The organism is Citrobacter sp. BIDMC107 (assembly GCF_001037575.1).
Lineage (GTDB): Bacteria > Pseudomonadota > Gammaproteobacteria > Enterobacterales > Enterobacteriaceae > Citrobacter > Citrobacter freundii.
Genome location: NZ_KQ089848.1, coordinates 4,273,590 through 4,290,749, shown reverse-complemented (window position 1 = coordinate 4,290,749; position 17,160 = coordinate 4,273,590). Strand labels below are relative to the sequence as shown.

The following is a 17,160-nucleotide window of genomic DNA, read 5'->3' as shown; positions in this document are numbered from 1 at the left end:
GGCATCTCTGCTGGGCGACAACGGCTATTTGGGTAGAGTGGTAATGAGTAAACAATCCCAACATGTTTTAGTTACCTTACCCCATCCTCTACTGCGCCTGGCCAGTTTAGGTCTGGTGGCTTTCATCTTTACGTTGTTTTCGCTGGAACTGTCACGTTACGGCGCACAGCTTGCACCGCTGTGGTTTCCAACCTCTATCATGATGGTGGCTTTTTACCGTCACGCTGGAAAGATGTGGCCTGGGATCGCGCTGGCTTGCTCATTCGGTAGCATCGGCGCCTCTTTACTCTTCTTCCCCGGACAGTCGCTTAATTTCTCCTATACGGTCATTAACATTATTGAGGCTGTTGTTGGCGCAATGTTATTGCGTAAACTGCTGCCCTGGTACAATCCCTTACAAAATCTTAACGACTGGGCGCGTCTGGCATTTGGCAGCGCGGTTGTTCCGCCACTGCTGGGCGGCGTATTGATGTGGATGTTGTTGCCGAAGGAAACTACGTTAAATACCTTTCTCATTTGGGTACTGTCAGAATCCATTGGCGCACTGGCGTTGGTGCCGTTAGGTTTGCTGTTTAAACCACATTACCTGCTGCGCCATCGCGACCCGCGATTATTGCTTGAGACCCTGATTACGCTTCTGGTGACCTTAACGTTCAGTTGGCTATCCATGATGTACATTCCATGGCCATTTACCTGCGTTATTGTCCTGCTGATGTGGAGCGCTGTCCGTCTGCCGCGTATGGAGGCGTTTTTAATATTCCTCAGCACCGTGATGATGGTTTCGCTGATGCTGGCCGCCGCCCCTTCACTGCTTTACACCCCGAAACAGAACATGATGACGGACATCCCCTGGTTGCCGTTTTTGATGATCCTGTTGCCCGCCAACATGATGACCATGGTGATGTACGCGTTTCGAGCCGAACGCAAGAACATTTCAGAAAGCGAGTCACGCTTTCGCAACGCCATGGAATATTCCGCGATTGGCATGGCACTGGTTGGCACCGAGGGGCAATGGCTACAGGCCAATAAAGCCTTGTGCCAGTTTCTGGGCTATAGCCAGGAGGAGCTACGTTCGCTGACCTTCCAGCAGTTAACCTGGCCGGAAGATCTGAACAACGACCTTGAACAGCTCAACATGCTGGCACGCGGAGAGATTAATAGCTATTCCATGGAAAAACGCTATTACACCCGCGCGGGCGACGTCGTCTGGGCGTTGCTGGCCGTTTCGCTGGTGCGTCATAGCGACAACACTCCACTCTACTTTATCGCGCAGGTTGAGGACATTAACGACCTGAAGCATACCGAGTGGATTAACAAACGGTTGATGGAACGCATTACCCTCGCCAATGAAGCCGGGGGTATTGGGATTTGGGAATGGGAACTGCAGCCTGACGTGATCAGTTGGGATAAACGGATGTTCGATCTGTATGAAGTTCCCGCACATATCAAACCCAGTTGGCAAGTCTGGTATGAGTGCGTTGTACCCGAAGATCGCGAGTACGCCGAAAATGTGATTCGTGATTCGCTGGCCGCGCGGGTTCCGTTTAAGCTTGAGTTTCGTATCGCAGTAAAAGATGGCATACGCCATATCCGCTCGTTGGCCAACCGGGTGCTGAATAAAGACGGTGAAGTTGAACGCTTACTTGGTATCAATATGGATATGACCGAAGTGAAGCAGCTTAACGAAGCGCTGTATCAGGAAAAAGAGCGCCTGCACATTACGCTGGACTCAATCGGCGAAGCGGTAATTTGTATTGATGTCTATATGAACGTGACCTTTATGAATCCGGTCGCTGAGAAAATGAGCGGCTGGCAGCAGGACAGTGCCATCGGCATTCCGCTATTGACGGTACTACATATTACTTTTGGCGAGAACGGTCCGCTGATGGAAAATATCTACAGTGCTGACATGTCGCGTACGGCAATCGAGCAGGAAGTGGTCCTGCATTGTCGTAATGGCAACAGTTATGACATTCAGTACAGCATCACGCCCCTCAGCACCCTTGACGGCGGCAGCATTGGTTCGGTGTTGGTTATTCAGGACGTCACAGAGTCACGGAAGATGCTCCGCCAGCTTAGCTACAGTGCCTCACATGATGACCTGACGCAGTTGGCAAACCGGGTCAGCTTCGAAAACCATCTAAAACAATTGCTGCATTCAGTACACGACACGCGCCAGTGCCATGTACTGGTTTTTATCGATTTGGATCGTTTTAAAGCGGTGAACGACAGCGCGGGTCATGCCGCCGGCGATGCCCTGCTGCGTGAACTCTCTGCGCTTATGCTCAGCATGTTGCGATCCAGCGATATGCTGGCGCGCCTTGGCGGCGACGAGTTTGGTCTGTTGCTGCCGGATTGTAATATCGAAAGCGCCCGCTTTATCTCAGGACGCATCATCAGTGCTATTAACAATTACCAATTTATGTGGGAAGGCCGTTTGCACCGTATTGGCGCCAGTGCGGGAATTACGCTGATTGATGAGAAAAACCATGTCGCGACTGACGTTATGTCTCAGGCCGATATCGCCTGCTACGCGGCGAAAAACAGCGGCCGTGGGCGAGTCTGTGTCTATGAACCTCAGCAAAGCCAGGCCCATGCCGCGCGTAGCCAACTGTCATTGGATGAACAAAGACACACTATTACACACAACCCTATGCTGATGATCGCCAGAGGCGTTGCTTCTCCGCGTATACCGGAGACTTTTAGCTTCTGGATTATCTCGCTTCGCTTAGGCACCGCTGAGGGTGAAGTCATTGAAGATCAAGCCTTCCATGCCGGGTTGGTCGATCCCACGTTGAGTCAAGCGCTCGATCGTCGGGTATTCGGCGAGTTCTTCCAGAGTGCTGCCCCGGCTGTCGCCAACAAGGGCCTCAGTATTGCCCTGCCCCTTTCCGCCGCCGGCCTGCTCAACACAGAGCTGGTAGATGAGCTGCTGGAGCACTTGCAACGCAGCCCGCTACCGCCACGATTGCTGCATCTGACCGTTCCATCAAGCGTCATCAAAACAAACCCAACGCAGGCGGTATCCGCACTGCATCGACTGCGCCAGTACGGTTGTCGAATTGTGTTAAGTCAGGTTGGTCGCGACTTAGAGCTTTTTGACAACCTGAAATATCACATTGTCGATTACCTGTTGCTCGACAGCGAGCTAAGTGCCAGCGCTCCCGGCAACCTGATCGACGAAATGTGGGTGTCCATTATCCAGGGTCATGCTCAGCGCCTGGACATAAAAACCATCGCCGGTCCGGTGCAACTGCCGCTCATCATGGATACGCTTTCAGGCATCGGTATTGATATGATTTATGGCGATATTATTGCCGACGCCCAACCGCTGGATCTGCTACTGAATACCAGCAATTTCGCCATCAACTGACGGTTGCCAACCATCCGTATACCAGATATGCAACAGCGCATAGGAGCGCCAGGGTTTCCAGCGCTCTGCATACCGCCGGATCTGGGCTGGTGTCATGCCGGGAAAACGCTGCTTAATCAGATAATCATCCGGCAGAAAAACGTCCTTCGCCTGCCAGCCGCGCAGCGCAAAGTAGTTGGCGGTCCAGCGCCCTATCCCGGGAAATGTTTGTAGCTGCTTAACGCCTTGTTCGATATCGGCAGGGGCTGTTGTCGCGAGCGTTCCTTCAAGGGTTGCATGAGCAAGGTGAATCAACGCTTCAGCGCGTTTGAGCGGCATTCCTAACGTTTTCAGGTGCAGCGGATCGGCGTTGGCAAGCTCTTCTGGAGAGGGAAAACATACATACTCGGGCGCATCCTCCAGCGTATTGCCATAAGCGTGCGCTACTTTCGCTGTCAGTTTCGCGGCCATCGCCACGCTGACTAACTGCCCTAAAATCGCCCGTACCCCTTGCTCAAAAGCATCGACACATCCCGGCAGGCGCAATCCCGGACGCGCCGCGCCGAGGTTACCCAGCGCGCCGACAATTTGCTGCGGGCAACAGGAAAGATCGAACAAGCGCGTTATTTTTGCCAGGCACTCAGAGGCTACAGGCTGTAACCCTGAGCTCAACGTCACGTGTAGCACGTTGGCGTGCAGATCCGGGACAACGCTCACCAGACCACGATGCTCCCCTACGGACAGACTTCGGACATAACTCAGTTCTTCTACGGTTTCGACACCTTCAACCGCACGGGCGGCAAGAAATCCCAGCATCCAGGGCCAGTCATAAGGCGGTTGCCAGCTCAGCGTGAACATTCGGTTTTCCTTTTAAAGCAAACTTACAGCATAAACGGTATTCAATCAGTACGCCTTGCTTTCATATTCCAGTTGTCGGGGCGTCAACTATTCGTTAAAGTCACGCCCCTTCTTCACTGGCATGGGGATTTTTACGGTGTTTATTGGTTTTGACTACGGTACGGCAAACTGTTCAGTGGCCGTTATGCGTGATGGGCAGCCCCACCTGCTCAAAATGGAAAATAACAGCACGCTGCTACCCTCAATGCTGTGCGCACCAACGCGCGAAGCGGTTAGCGAGTGGTTGTATCGCCATCACGACGTTCCAACCACGGACGATGAAACACAGGCGCTGCTTCGCCGTGCGATGCGCTACAATCGCGAAGAGGACATCGACGTTAACGCCAACAGCGTGCAGTTCGGTCTGACATCGCTGGGTCAGTATATTGAAGACCCGGAAGAGGTGTACTTCGTTAAATCGCCAAAATCATTTTTGGGTGCCAGCGGTCTGAAGCCGCAGCAAGTTGCGCTGTTTGAAGATCTGGTCTGTGCAATGATGCTGCACATTCGCAACCAGGCGCAAAGCCAATTGCCGGAAGCTATCACTCAGGCCGTAATTGGTCGCCCCATCAACTTCCAGGGATTAGGTGGCGATGACGCCAACACCCAGGCGCAGGGGATTCTTGAACGTGCGGCCAAACGTGCCGGTTTTCAGGATGTCGTCTTCCAGTACGAGCCGGTAGCAGCGGGGCTGGATTACGAAGCCACACTGCAGGATGAGAAACGCGTGCTGGTGGTAGATATTGGCGGGGGTACGACCGACTGTTCACTGCTGCTGATGGGGCCGCAATGGCATCAGCGCGCCGATCGCGAAAACAGCCTGCTGGGACACAGTGGCTGCCGTGTAGGCGGGAACGATCTGGATATCGCGCTGGCGTTTAAACACCTGATGCCGCTGCTAGGTATGGGCGGTGAGACTGAAAAAGGGATCGCCTTACCGATTCTCCCCTGGTGGAACGCGGTCGCGATCAACGATGTTCCCGCGCAAAGTGATTTCTACAGCAGCGCCAACGGTCGTTTACTGAACGATCTTGTCCGCGACGCGAAAGAAGCCGATAAAGTAGCCTTGCTGCTTAAAGTCTGGCGCGAGCGTCTGAGCTATCGCCTGGTGCGCAGCGCAGAAGAGAGCAAGATCGCGCTTTCCGACCAGACCATTGTAACGGCTGCGATACCGTTTATCAGCGACACGCTGGCAACCGATATTAGTCAACATGGATTGGAGGCCGCGCTCAATCAGCCCCTGGCGCGCATTCTGGAGCAGGTCCAACTGGCGCTGGACAACGCGCAGGAAAAACCGGACGTGATTTATCTGACCGGCGGCAGCGCGCGTTCACCGCTGATTAAAAAAGCCCTCGCCCAGCAGCTTCCAGGGATCCCTATCGCGGGTGGCGATGACTTCGGTTCTGTCACCGCCGGTCTGGCCCGCTGGGCTGAGGTTGTTTTCCGCTAAGCGGCTCGCAAGCTGAAAGGTGTGCGTATTGACATCACCGTTGCTGTGGCTTATTTTCAGGAGTGAGGGTTAGGGAAGGTTTCCCCTCCCCCTGGTGTCTTAGTAAGCCGGTAAGCTAATGACTAAGAGTATCACCAGTATGATGACGTACTTCATCATAACCCTTTCCTTATTTTGGCCCCTTCCTCGGGAGGGGCTTTCCCGTTCCAGCGTCCCGCTGAAATCTCTGGCTTACCTCCTTTTGCCTTGACCGCACTCTAACGCGCAATGACGCATTCGCTATTTTCGCCGCAAATTGTTGCGTAACGCCTCGCAAAGCCGCGTCAGCATTCAGACGAATCCCGACAGTGTTTCATAATTCCTCCATTTTTCTCCCTTGTTCGCTGGCTAAACTAGTATCATTCCGCGAATCGTTTCAGGATGAGAAACTCATAACAATGAAAGGCAGTAATAAATCCCGCTGGGTGATAGCAATCGTGATCGTCGTGGCCGCCGTCACCGCCATCTGGTTCTGGCAAAGCCGCAGCGCTTCCCAGGAAACCGCACCGGGCGCTACCAAACCAGCGCAGCACACGCCTGGGTCGGCACGCCGTGGAATGCGCTCCGGACCGTTGGCTCCCGTGCAGGCTGCCACCGCCACCGAGGAAGCCGTTCCACGTTACCTGACAGGGCTGGGTACCATTACTGCCGCCAATACCGCCACGGTACGTAGCCGGGTGGACGGTCAGCTCATTGCCTTACACTTTGAGGAAGGACAACAGGTAAAAGCCGGCGACCTGCTGGCAGAGATAGATCCCAGCCAGTTCAAAGTCGCTCTGGCTCAGGCGCAGGGACAACTGGCAAAAGATAAAGCCACGCTGGCGAATGCCCGTCGCGATCTTGCCCGCTATCAACAGTTGGTTAAAACCAATCTGGTCTCCCGCCAGGAGCTGGATGCCCAGCAGGCGCTGGTCAATGAGACGTTAGGCACAATCAAAGCGGATGAAGCCAGTGTCGCCAGCGCTCAGTTGCAGCTCGACTGGAGCCGGATAACCGCACCTGTCGATGGTCGTGTCGGCCTGAAGCAGGTCGATGTCGGTAACCAAATTTCCAGCGGCGATACCACCGGGATCGTCGTCATTACGCAAACTCATCCCATCGACCTGATATTTACTTTGCCTGAAAACGAAATTGCTACCGTGTTGCAGGCACAAAAATCGGGAAGCCAGCTGAAGGTCGAAGCCTGGGACCGAACCAATTCACAAAAACTGAGTGAAGGCGTCCTGCTCAGTCTCGACAATCAGATTGATGCCACTACAGGAACCATCAAAGTTAAAGCCCGTTTTAACAATCAGGATGATGCGTTATTCCCTAACCAGTTCGTCAACGCCCGCATGCTGGTCGACACGCAGCAAAATGCCGTTGTGATCCCAACAGCAGCCCTGCAGATGGGCAACGAAGGGCACTTTGTCTGGGTATTGAACAGCGACAACAAAGTCAGCAAGCATCTGGTTAAACCGGGTATTCAGGACAGCCAAAAAGTGGTGATCGCCGCTGGGTTGTCCGCAGGCGATCGGGTCGTGACTGACGGTATTGACCGTCTGACGGAAGGCGCAAAAGTCGAAGTCGTTGAGGCGCACGACGCCTCTGTTTCCGATGAGAAAACAGCGCCACGCGGATACGGCAAAAAAGGAGCCAACTCCTGATGCAGGTGTTACCTCCTGACAACACAGGCGGACCATCGCGCCTGTTCATTCTGCGCCCCGTCGCCACTACGCTGCTGATGGTCGCGATTTTGCTTGCCGGTATTATCGGTTATCGCTTTCTGCCAATCGCCGCCTTACCTGAAGTGGATTACCCCACGATTCAGGTCGTGACGCTCTACCCTGGCGCCAGCCCGGACGTTATGACCTCGGCGGTAACCGCGCCGCTTGAACGTCAGTTTGGCCAGATGTCTGGCTTAAAACAGATGTCATCACAAAGCTCCGGTGGCGCATCGGTCGTTACGTTACAGTTTCAACTGACGCTCCCGCTGGATGTTGCCGAGCAAGAAGTTCAGGCCGCGATTAACGCCGCCACCAATTTATTACCTAGCGATCTACCTAACCCTCCGGTCTACAGCAAGGTAAACCCGGCAGATCCGCCGATCATGACGCTGGCGGTCACTTCCAGCGCCATGCCGATGACGCAGGTGGAAGATATGGTCGAAACCCGCGTCGCGCAGAAAATCTCTCAGGTATCCGGCGTGGGTCTGGTAACACTTTCCGGTGGGCAACGTCCGGCGGTCCGCGTGAAACTTAACGCTCAGGCCATTGCCGCACTCGGTCTGACCAGCGAAACCATCCGTACGGCCATTACCGGTGCCAACGTCAATTCAGCAAAAGGGAGTCTTGATGGCCCAACGCGCGCCGTTACCCTTTCAGCTAACGACCAGATGCAGTCCGCAGATGAATATCGTCAGCTCATTATTGCCTATAAAAACGGTGCGCCGGTTCGTCTGGGCGATGTCGCTACCGTCGAACAAGGAGCAGAAAACAGCTGGCTGGGTGCATGGGCAAATAAGCAACAAGCTATAGTGATGAATGTGCAGCGCCAGCCTGGGGCGAACATCATCGCCACGGCAGACAGTATCCGCCAGATGCTGCCACAACTCACCGAAAGCCTGCCCAAATCGGTTAAGGTCAGCGTACTTTCCGATCGTACCACCAATATTCGTGCCTCTGTTGCAGACACCCAGTTCGAGTTGATGCTGGCGATAGCGCTGGTGGTGATGATTATCTACCTGTTTCTGCGCAATGTTCCGGCGACGATTATTCCTGCAGTCGCCGTACCGTTGTCGTTAATCGGCACCTTCGCGGTGATGGTATTTCTTGATTTCTCCATCAACAACCTGACCTTAATGGCGCTAACCATCGCGACAGGCTTTGTTGTGGATGACGCTATCGTGGTTATCGAGAATATTTCACGCTATATCGAAAAAGGCGAAAAACCGCTGACTGCTGCCCTGAAGGGCGCAGGCGAGATTGGTTTTACCATCATCTCTCTGACGTTTTCATTGATTGCGGTATTGATCCCACTGCTATTCATGGGCGATATCGTCGGGCGCTTGTTCCGTGAATTCGCCGTTACGCTGGCGGTGGCGATTCTGATTTCTGCCGTTGTCTCGCTCACTCTTACGCCGATGATGTGCGCGCGTATGCTGAATCAGGCCTCATTGCGTAAGCAAAATCGCTTCTCCCGCGCCTCAGAGCGAATGTTTGATCGCGTCATCGCCGGGTACGGTCATTGGCTGGCAAAAGTACTTAACCACCCGTGTCTGACGCTGAGCGTAGCGCTCGGCACGCTGGCATTGAGCGTCATGCTATGGGTTTTCATCCCCAAAGGTTTCTTCCCAATCCAGGACAACGGCATTATCCAGGGTACGCTACAGGCACCGCAGTCCAGCTCATTCGCCAGCATGGCCGAGCGCCAGCGTCAGGTTTCAGATGTCATCCTTAAAGATCCGGCGGTAGAGAGCCTGACCGCTTTTGTCGGTGTGGATGGTACTAATCCGGCATTGAACAGCGCGCGTTTGCAAATCAACCTTAAACCACTGGATGAACGTGACGATCGGGTGCAGAAAGTGATTGCGCGCTTACAGGACGCGGTTGACAGGGTTCCCGGAGTTGACCTTTATCTTCAGCCTACTCAGGATCTGACGATTGATACTCAGGTGAGCCGGACGCAATATCAATTCACGCTGCAAGCGACATCCCTTGATGCCCTCAGCACCTGGGTGCCACAGCTGATAGCAAAACTAAATCAGCTACCGCAGCTGTCCGATGTCAGTAGCGACTGGCAGGACAAAGGGCTGGTAGCGTATGTGAACGTCAATCGCGACAGTGCAAGCCGTTTGGGCATCAGCATGTCAGATGTCGACAACGCCCTGTACAACGCCTTCGGCCAGCGTTTGATTTCGACTATTTACACCCAGGCAAATCAATATCGCGTGGTGTTAGAACATAACACCAACAATACGCCGGGGCTTGCGGCACTGGATACAATACGTCTGACCAGTAGCGACGGTGGCATAGTACCGCTCAGCGCGATCGCCAGTATTGAACAGCGTTTTGCCCCGCTGTCGATTAACCACCTCGATCAGTTCCCGGTCACCACCATCTCGTTCAACGTGCCAGACGAACATTCGCTGGGTGATGCGGTACAGGCGATTCTGGACGCCGAAAAAACGCTTAACCTGCCCGCAAATATTACGACCCAGTTCCAGGGCAGCACGCTCGCCTTCCAGGCCGCGCTGGGAAATACCATCTGGTTGATTGTGGCTGCGGTTGTGGCGATGTATATCGTGCTCGGCGTGCTGTATGAGAGCTTTATTCACCCAATTACTATTCTCTCCACGCTGCCGACGGCGGGCGTCGGGGCACTGCTGGCGTTAATGATTGCCGGCAGCGAACTGGACGTCATCGCGATTATTGGCATTATTTTGCTCATCGGTATCGTCAAGAAAAACGCCATCATGATGATCGACTTTGCCCTTGCCGCGGAGCGCGAACAAGGCATGGCACCGCGCGATGCTATTTTCCAGGCCTGTCTGCTGCGTTTCCGCCCAATTCTGATGACTACGCTGGCGGCACTGCTCGGCGCGTTGCCGCTGATGTTAAGTACCGGTGTGGGCGCAGAGTTACGCCGTCCGTTAGGCATTGGCATGGTCGGTGGACTGCTTGTGAGTCAGGTATTAACCCTGTTTACCACTCCGGTAATTTATCTGCTGTTTGACCGTCTGTCGCTGTATGTGAAAAGCCGTTTCCCGCGTCAGGAAGAGGAAGCGTAAATGAAATTTTTCGCGCTTTTCATTCATCGGCCGGTGGCGACCATTCTCATTTCGGTGGCTATCACCCTGTGCGGTATTCTGGGCTTTCGTCTGCTGCCGGTCGCTCCGCTGCCGCAGGTGGATTTTCCGGTGATTATGGTCAGCGCATCATTACCCGGTGCCTCCCCTGAAACGATGGCGTCTTCGGTCGCAACTCCGCTGGAGCGCTCGCTGGGCCGCATCGCGGGCGTAAACGAAATGACTTCGAGTAGTTCGCTTGGCAGTACGCGTATTATTCTCGAATTCAAATTCGACCGTGACATCAATGGCGCGGCGCGGGACGTTCAGGCCGCGATTAACGCCGCGCAAAGCCTGCTGCCCAGCGGGATGCCGAGCCGACCAACGTATCGCAAAGCTAACCCTTCCGATGCGCCAATCATGATCCTGACGCTGACGTCGGACACTTACTCGCAGGGTGAACTGTACGATTTCGCATCAACACAACTGGCGCAGACCATCGCGCAAATCGACGGTGTGGGCGACGTGGACGTTGGAGGCAGTTCTCTGCCTGCCGTGCGGGTAGGACTCAACCCGCAGGCGCTGTTTAACCAGGGCGTGTCGCTGGACGACGTGCGTAGCGCGATCGACAATGCCAACGTGCGTAAGCCGCAGGGTGCTATCGAGAATGATACCCATCGCTGGCAGGTACAAACTAACGATGAGCTGAAAACCGCCGCCGAATATCAACCTATTATCATCCACTATAACAACGGCGCAGCGGTGCGACTGGGTGATGTTGCGTCTATAACCGACTCTGTACAGGACGTTCGTAACGCGGGGATGACCAACGCCAAACCGGCCATTCTGCTGATGATCCGCAAGCTACCGGAAGCCAATATTATTCAGACGGTAGATAGCATTCGCGCCAAATTACCGGAGTTACAAACGCTGGTCCCGGCCGCCATCGATCTGCAAATCGCCCAGGACCGTTCACCGACCATTCGCGCTTCACTAGAGGAAGTCGAACAGACGCTGATTATCTCCGTGGCGCTGGTTATCCTGGTGGTCTTTGTTTTCCTGCGATCCGGGCGTGCGACTCTGATCCCCGCGGTAGCGGTTCCGGTCTCGCTGATCGGTACCTTTGCCGCCATGTATCTGTGCGGATTCAGCCTGAACAACCTGTCGTTGATGGCGTTAACCATTGCCACGGGATTTGTCGTAGATGACGCCATCGTGGTGCTGGAAAATATTGCCCGCCACCTGGAAGCGGGAATGAAGCCACTCCAGGCGGCGTTACAGGGTACGCGCGAAGTGGGATTCACCGTGCTTTCCATGAGCCTGTCGCTGGTGGCGGTATTCCTGCCGCTGCTGTTAATGGGCGGATTGCCTGGACGCCTGCTGCGCGAATTTGCCGTCACGCTGTCGGTTGCCATCGGTATCTCGCTTCTGGTGTCGCTGACATTAACGCCAATGATGTGCGGCTGGATGCTTAAATCCAGCGCCCCGCGTGAACAGTCGCGTAAACGGGGATTTGGTCGCGTGCTGGTAGCGCTGCAGCAAAGCTACGGCACTTCACTTAAATGGGTACTGCGCCACACGCGACTGGTCGGCGTGGTATTACTCGGCACCATTGCGCTGAATATCTGGCTTTATATTTCCATCCCCAAAACCTTCTTCCCAGAGCAGGATACGGGCGTATTGATGGGAGGGATCCAGGCTGACCAGAGCATCTCTTTCCAGGCGATGCGCGGTAAACTGCAGGATTTTATGAAGATCATCCGCGACGATCCGGCGGTGAACAATGTCACCGGCTTTACCGGTGGGTCACGGGTTAACAGCGGGATGATGTTTATTACCCTCAAGCCCCGCGATGAGCGCCGTGAAACCGCTCAGCAGGTGATCGACCGCCTGCGCGTTGCGCTTTCAAAAGAACCAGGTGCGAATCTGTTTCTGATGGCGGTGCAGGACATCCGCGTTGGCGGACGCCAGGCCAACGCCAGCTATCAATACACATTGCTGTCCGACGATCTGGCGGCGCTGCGTGAGTGGGAACCGAAGATCCGTAAGGCGCTTGCCGCCCTGCCCCAACTGGCGGACGTCAACTCCGATCAGCAGGACAATGGCGCGGAGATGAATCTGATTTACGATCGCGACACCATGTCTCGTCTTGGGATCGACGTGGCAGCCGCCAACAGCCTGCTGAATAACGCCTTTGGTCAGCGACAAATTTCAACCATCTATCAGCCGATGAACCAGTACAAAGTGGTGATGGAGGTCGATCGACGTTACACCCAGGACATCAGCGCACTGGACAAAATGTTCGTCATCAACAATGACGGTAAAGCGATCCCGTTATCGTACTTTGCCAAATGGCAGCCAGCGAATGCCCCACTGTCGGTAAACCATCAGGGATTATCTGCCGCCTCAACCGTGTCGTTTAACCTGCCGACAGGTTCTTCACTGTCAGAAGCGACAGAGGCCATCAACAGAACCATGACCCAGCTCGGCGTCCCCTCCACGGTTCGTGGCAGCTTTGCCGGTACCGCCCAGGTATTTCAGGACACTATGAACTCGCAGGTGATCCTGATTATCGCCGCCATCGCCACCGTCTATATCGTGCTGGGTATGCTGTATGAAAGCTATGTACATCCGCTGACCATTCTCTCCACGCTACCTTCGGCAGGGGTCGGGGCTTTGCTGGCGCTGGAGCTGTTCAATGCCCCGTTCAGCCTAATCGCCCTGATAGGGATCATGCTATTAATTGGAATTGTGAAGAAAAACGCCATCATGATGGTCGATTTTGCGCTGGAAGCGCAGAGAAACGGTAAGCTGCAACCGGAAGAAGCTATTTTCCAGGCCTGCCTGTTGCGCTTTCGCCCAATCATGATGACCACGCTGGCGGCGTTATTTGGCGCACTGCCGTTAGTGTTATCCGCAGGGGATGGCTCTGAGCTGCGCCAGCCGTTGGGGATAACCATTGTCGGTGGGCTGGTCGTGAGCCAGCTCCTGACGCTGTACACCACGCCTGTGGTCTATCTCTTTTTCGACCGTCTGCGTCTGCGTTTTTCGCGTAAAAACAGCAAACCGGTAGCAGAGTTATGACAGAACTTCCCGACAGCACCCGCTGGCAACTTTGGATTGTGGCATTTGGTTTTTTTATGCAGTCGCTGGATACCACCATCGTTAATACCGCGCTTCCCTCGATGGCGGCAAGCCTCGGGGAAAGCCCGTTACACATGCATATGGTCATAGTGTCATATGTTTTAACCGTTGCCGTGATGCTGCCCGCCAGCGGATGGCTGGCGGACAAAGTTGGCGTGCGTAATATCTTCTTCACCGCCATTATCCTGTTTACGCTTGGCTCGCTGTTTTGCGCCGGGTCCAGCACGCTCAACGAGCTGGTGATGGCGCGCGTCTTACAAGGCGTTGGCGGTGCGATGATGGTGCCAGTCGGCAGGCTGACGGTGATGAAAATCGTCCCGCGTGAGCAATATATGGCGGCGATGACGTTTGTCACTTTACCCGGTCAAATCGGCCCGCTGCTGGGCCCAGCGTTAGGCGGAATTCTGGTTGAATACGCCTCCTGGCACTGGATCTTTTTGATTAACATTCCGGTAGGCATTGTCGGCGCGATAGCGACGTTAATGTTGATGCCCAACTACACCATGCAAACCCGACGCTTCGACCTCTCCGGATTCGCGATGCTGGCGGTCGGTATGGCGGTTCTGACGCTGGCGCTCGATGGCAGCAAAGGAACAGGTCTCTCCAGTATCACGCTGGCGGCGTTGGTCATCTGCGGGGTGCTGGCTATTGCGCTGTATCTGAAACACGCCCATCGAAATCCCCGCGCGCTGTTTAGCCTGAATCTGTTTCGCACATCGACCTTCTCGCTAGGTCTGTTCGGCAGTTTTGCCGGACGCATCGGCAGCGGTATGCTGCCGTTTATGACGCCGGTGTTTTTACAGATTGGCCTCGGTTTTTCACCGTTTCATGCCGGACTGATGATGATCCCGATGGTGCTGGGCAGTATGGGCATGAAGCGCATTGTGGTGCAGGTCGTTAACCGCTTTGGTTATCGTCGCGTACTGATTACCACCACGCTTGGCCTGTCGCTGGTCAGTCTGTTGCTAATGACCACGGCACTGCTGGGCTGGTATTACGCCTTGCCCTTCGTGCTGTTTTTACAGGGAATGGTCAACTCAACGCGCTTTTCATCCATGAATACCCTGACGTTAAAAGATCTGCCTGACGATCTCGCCAGCAGCGGCAACAGCTTGCTGTCGATGATCATGCAGCTGTCGATGAGTATCGGGGTGACCATCGCGGGTCTGCTGTTAGGCATGTTTGGCCAGCAACATATCGCCATCGACAGCGGTAGTACGCATAGCGTCTTTATGTATACCTGGCTGTGCATTGCATTCATTATTGCGCTGCCCGCCATTATTTTTGCCCGCGTGCCGAACGACACGCAAACCAATGCGGTGATTTCACGACGCAAAAGGAGCACCTGATGAAGTTCTGGCGGCCCGGTATCACCGGCAAACTGTTTCTGGCGATTTTCGCCACCTGCATTGTGTTGCTGATCAGCATGCACTGGGCTGTACGCATAAGCTTCGAACGCGGTTTTATCGACTATATTAAGCACGGTAACGAACAGCGGCTGCAAATGCTCAGCGATGCGTTAAGCGAGCAGTACGCGCAGCACGGCAACTGGCGATTCTTACGCAATAACGATCGTTTTGTTTTCCAGATCCTGCGCTCTTTTGAACACGACAACGACGATGATAAACCGGGTCCAGGCATGCCGCCACACGGCTGGCGTACACAGTTTTGGGTTGTCGATCAAAATGCCCACGTACTGGTCGGCCCGCGGGCTCCTGTCCCCCGCGACGGTATGCGCCATCCCATCCGCGTCAACGGTAGCGAAGTGGGTGCTGTGATTGCCTCTCCGGTGGAGCGTTTAACGCGTAATACCGATATCAATTTCGACATGCAGCAAAGACGTTCCAGCTGGCTTATCGTCGCGCTCTCCACGATTCTGGCTGCGCTGGCAACGTTTACGCTGGCGCGCAGCCTGCTGGCCCCGGTTAAACGGTTGGTGGAAGGCACGCACAAACTGGCGGCGGGCGATTTCACCACTCGCGTTACGCCAACCAGTACGGATGAGCTAGGCAAGCTGGCGCAGGACTTCAACCAGCTCGCCAGTACGTTGGAAAAAAACCAGCAGATGCGTCGTGACTTTATGGCCGACATTTCTCACGAACTGCGCACGCCGTTGGCGGTGTTGCGCGGTGAACTGGAGGCCATTCAGGATGGCGTCCGCCAGTTCACGCCCGACTCCGTTGCTTCTTTGCAGGCTGAAGTGGGTACGCTCACCAAACTGGTTGACGACCTTCATCAGCTCTCCATGTCAGATGAAGGCGCGCTGGCCTATCAGAAATCATCGCTGGATCTTATCCCGCTGCTTGAGGTGGCAAGCGGCGCATTTCGTGAACGCTTTGCCAGCCGTGGACTGACGATTCAACTCTCGCTCCCGGACAGCATGACGGTATTTGGCGACAGGGATCGTCTGATGCAGTTGTTCAACAATCTGCTGGAAAACAGCCTGCGCTACACCGACAGCGGCGGCGGGCTGCACATCAGCGCCGAACAACGCGAACGCATGGTGTTATTAACCTTCGCGGATTCCGCTCCCGGCGTAAGTGACGAGCAGTTACAGAAGCTGTTTGAACGATTTTATCGCACCGAAGGCTCGCGTAACCGCGCCAGCGGAGGTTCCGGGCTGGGGCTGGCGATTTGCGTCAATATCGTACAAGCGCATAATGGTCTGATCCGCGCCGCCCATTCGCCTTTTGGTGGGGTTAGCATTACAGTAGAGTTACCGCTGGAACGCGATTTACAGAGAGATGTATGACTGAGTTACCCATTGATGAAAACACACCGCGTATTCTGATCGTGGAAGACGAACCCAAGCTGGGGCAACTGCTCATCGACTACCTGCGGGCAGCGAGCTACGCTCCTACGCTCATCAGCCACGGCGACCTGGTTCTGCCTTACGTGCGCCAAACACCGCCCGATCTGATCTTGTTGGATCTGATGCTGCCCGGTACCGATGGTCTGACCCTGTGTCGGGAAATCCGCCGCTTCTCAGAAGTCCCCATCATGATGGTAACCGCTAAAATCGAAGAGATTGATCGCCTGCTGGGGCTGGAGATCGGTGCAGATGATTATATTTGTAAACCGTACAGCCCGCGCGAAGTCGTCGCGCGTGTTAAAACGATCCTGCGCCGATGCAAACCGCAGCGCGAACTACAACAAATGGATGCAGAAAGCCCGCTTATCGTCGATGAAGGCCGTTTTCAGGCCTCCTGGCGTGGGAAGATGCTCGATTTAACACCCGCTGAATTCCGCTTACTTAAAACGTTGTCACATGAGCCGGGAAAAGTATTCTCCCGAGAACAATTGCTTAACCATCTCTATGACGATTATCGCGTCGTTACCGACCGCACCATCGACAGCCATATTAAGAACCTGCGACGCAAGCTGGAGTCGCTGGATGCTGAGCAGTCGTTTATCCGCGCGGTCTATGGCGTGGGGTATCGCTGGGAAGCCGACGCCTGCCGAATTGCTTAAACACTCCTGCCCTTCAGGGCCCGCTGCTTCATGGGGCCCTGG

At 54.7% G+C, this 17,160-nt stretch carries 10 protein-coding genes; 8 read left to right on the top strand and 2 right to left on the bottom strand.

The genetic code is table 11. The features are described from left to right. The first annotated feature begins 43 nt into the window (after nucleotides 1–43). The gene (locus tag SK39_RS19835; RefSeq protein ID WP_032948115.1) at nucleotides 44–3,373 is read left to right on the top strand and encodes a diguanylate cyclase; all 3,330 of its coding nucleotides are present in this window, start codon (nucleotides 44–46) and stop codon (nucleotides 3,371–3,373) included. Here SK39_RS19835 and alkA read toward each other — a convergent pair. Then, entirely contained in the window at nucleotides 3,341–4,210 is an 870-nt protein-coding gene (gene alkA / locus SK39_RS19830; protein ID WP_003841772.1) for a DNA-3-methyladenine glycosylase 2, read from the bottom strand. The two genes, SK39_RS19835 and alkA, sit on opposite strands and share 33 nt — an antisense overlap. 136 nt (nucleotides 4,211–4,346) lie before the next feature. On the opposite strand from alkA, the gene yegD reads away from it, so the two are divergent. Beyond that, on the top strand, nucleotides 4,347–5,699 hold the full coding sequence (gene yegD, locus SK39_RS19825; protein WP_048217344.1) for a molecular chaperone: 1,353 nt from the start codon (nucleotides 4,347–4,349) through the stop codon (nucleotides 5,697–5,699). A 99-nt stretch (nucleotides 5,700–5,798) separates the two neighbouring features. Here yegD and SK39_RS27185 read toward each other — a convergent pair whose 3' ends face one another. Beyond that, on the bottom strand, nucleotides 5,799–5,858 hold the full coding sequence (locus SK39_RS27185; RefSeq protein WP_106672390.1) for a type I toxin-antitoxin system Ibs family toxin: 60 nt from the start codon (nucleotides 5,856–5,858) through the stop codon (nucleotides 5,799–5,801). Nucleotides 5,859–6,136: 278 nt separating this feature from the next. On the opposite strand from SK39_RS27185, the gene SK39_RS19820 reads away from it, so the two are divergent. The 6 genes from SK39_RS19820 to baeR are packed head-to-tail and all read left to right on the top strand — an operon-like array spanning nucleotide 6,137 to nucleotide 17,118. Further along, nucleotides 6,137–7,384, top strand: coding sequence for an MdtA/MuxA family multidrug efflux RND transporter periplasmic adaptor subunit (locus tag SK39_RS19820; RefSeq protein ID WP_048217343.1), 1,248 nt, complete (start codon nucleotides 6,137–6,139; stop codon nucleotides 7,382–7,384). Beyond that, on the top strand, nucleotides 7,384–10,506 hold the full coding sequence (locus SK39_RS19815; RefSeq protein ID WP_048217342.1) for an MdtB/MuxB family multidrug efflux RND transporter permease subunit: 3,123 nt from the start codon (nucleotides 7,384–7,386) through the stop codon (nucleotides 10,504–10,506). The genes SK39_RS19820 and SK39_RS19815 overlap by 1 nt, the downstream gene beginning before the upstream one ends. Continuing rightward, nucleotides 10,507–13,587 carry a multidrug efflux RND transporter permease subunit MdtC gene (gene mdtC / locus SK39_RS19810; protein ID WP_044701897.1) on the top strand — a complete coding sequence of 1,027 codons (3,081 nt, stop codon included), beginning with the start codon at nucleotides 10,507–10,509 and terminating at the stop codon, nucleotides 13,585–13,587. Beyond that, the gene (mdtD, locus tag SK39_RS19805) at nucleotides 13,584–14,996 is read left to right on the top strand and encodes an MFS transporter (RefSeq protein ID WP_003036790.1); all 1,413 of its coding nucleotides are present in this window, start codon (nucleotides 13,584–13,586) and stop codon (nucleotides 14,994–14,996) included. Before mdtC ends, mdtD begins: the two co-directional genes overlap by 4 nt. Beyond that, on the top strand, nucleotides 14,996–16,399 hold the full coding sequence (baeS, locus tag SK39_RS19800; protein ID WP_003844344.1) for an envelope stress sensor histidine kinase BaeS: 1,404 nt from the start codon (nucleotides 14,996–14,998) through the stop codon (nucleotides 16,397–16,399). The genes mdtD and baeS overlap by 1 nt, the downstream gene beginning before the upstream one ends. Next, the gene (gene baeR, locus SK39_RS19795) at nucleotides 16,396–17,118 is read left to right on the top strand and encodes an envelope stress response regulator BaeR (protein WP_003036797.1); all 723 of its coding nucleotides are present in this window, start codon (nucleotides 16,396–16,398) and stop codon (nucleotides 17,116–17,118) included. Before baeS ends, baeR begins: the two co-directional genes overlap by 4 nt. Nucleotides 17,119–17,160: the final 42 nt, after the last annotated feature.

Excerpts from the sequence above, each read along its gene's own strand:
- SK39_RS19815 (WP_048217342.1), top strand. The coding sequence starts at position 7,384 with ATGCAGGTGTTACCTCCTGACAACACAGGCGGACCATCGCGCCTGTTC.
- SK39_RS19835 (WP_032948115.1), top strand. The coding sequence starts at position 44 with ATGAGTAAACAATCCCAACATGTTTTAGTTACCTTACCCCATCCTCTA.
- alkA (WP_003841772.1), bottom strand. The coding sequence starts at position 4,210 with ATGTTCACGCTGAGCTGGCAACCGCCTTATGACTGGCCCTGGATGCTG.
- mdtC (WP_044701897.1), top strand. The coding sequence starts at position 10,507 with ATGAAATTTTTCGCGCTTTTCATTCATCGGCCGGTGGCGACCATTCTC.
- baeR (WP_003036797.1), top strand. The coding sequence starts at position 16,396 with ATGACTGAGTTACCCATTGATGAAAACACACCGCGTATTCTGATCGTG.
- baeS (WP_003844344.1), top strand. The coding sequence starts at position 14,996 with ATGAAGTTCTGGCGGCCCGGTATCACCGGCAAACTGTTTCTGGCGATT.
- mdtD (WP_003036790.1), top strand. The coding sequence starts at position 13,584 with ATGACAGAACTTCCCGACAGCACCCGCTGGCAACTTTGGATTGTGGCA.
- SK39_RS19820 (WP_048217343.1), top strand. The coding sequence starts at position 6,137 with ATGAAAGGCAGTAATAAATCCCGCTGGGTGATAGCAATCGTGATCGTC.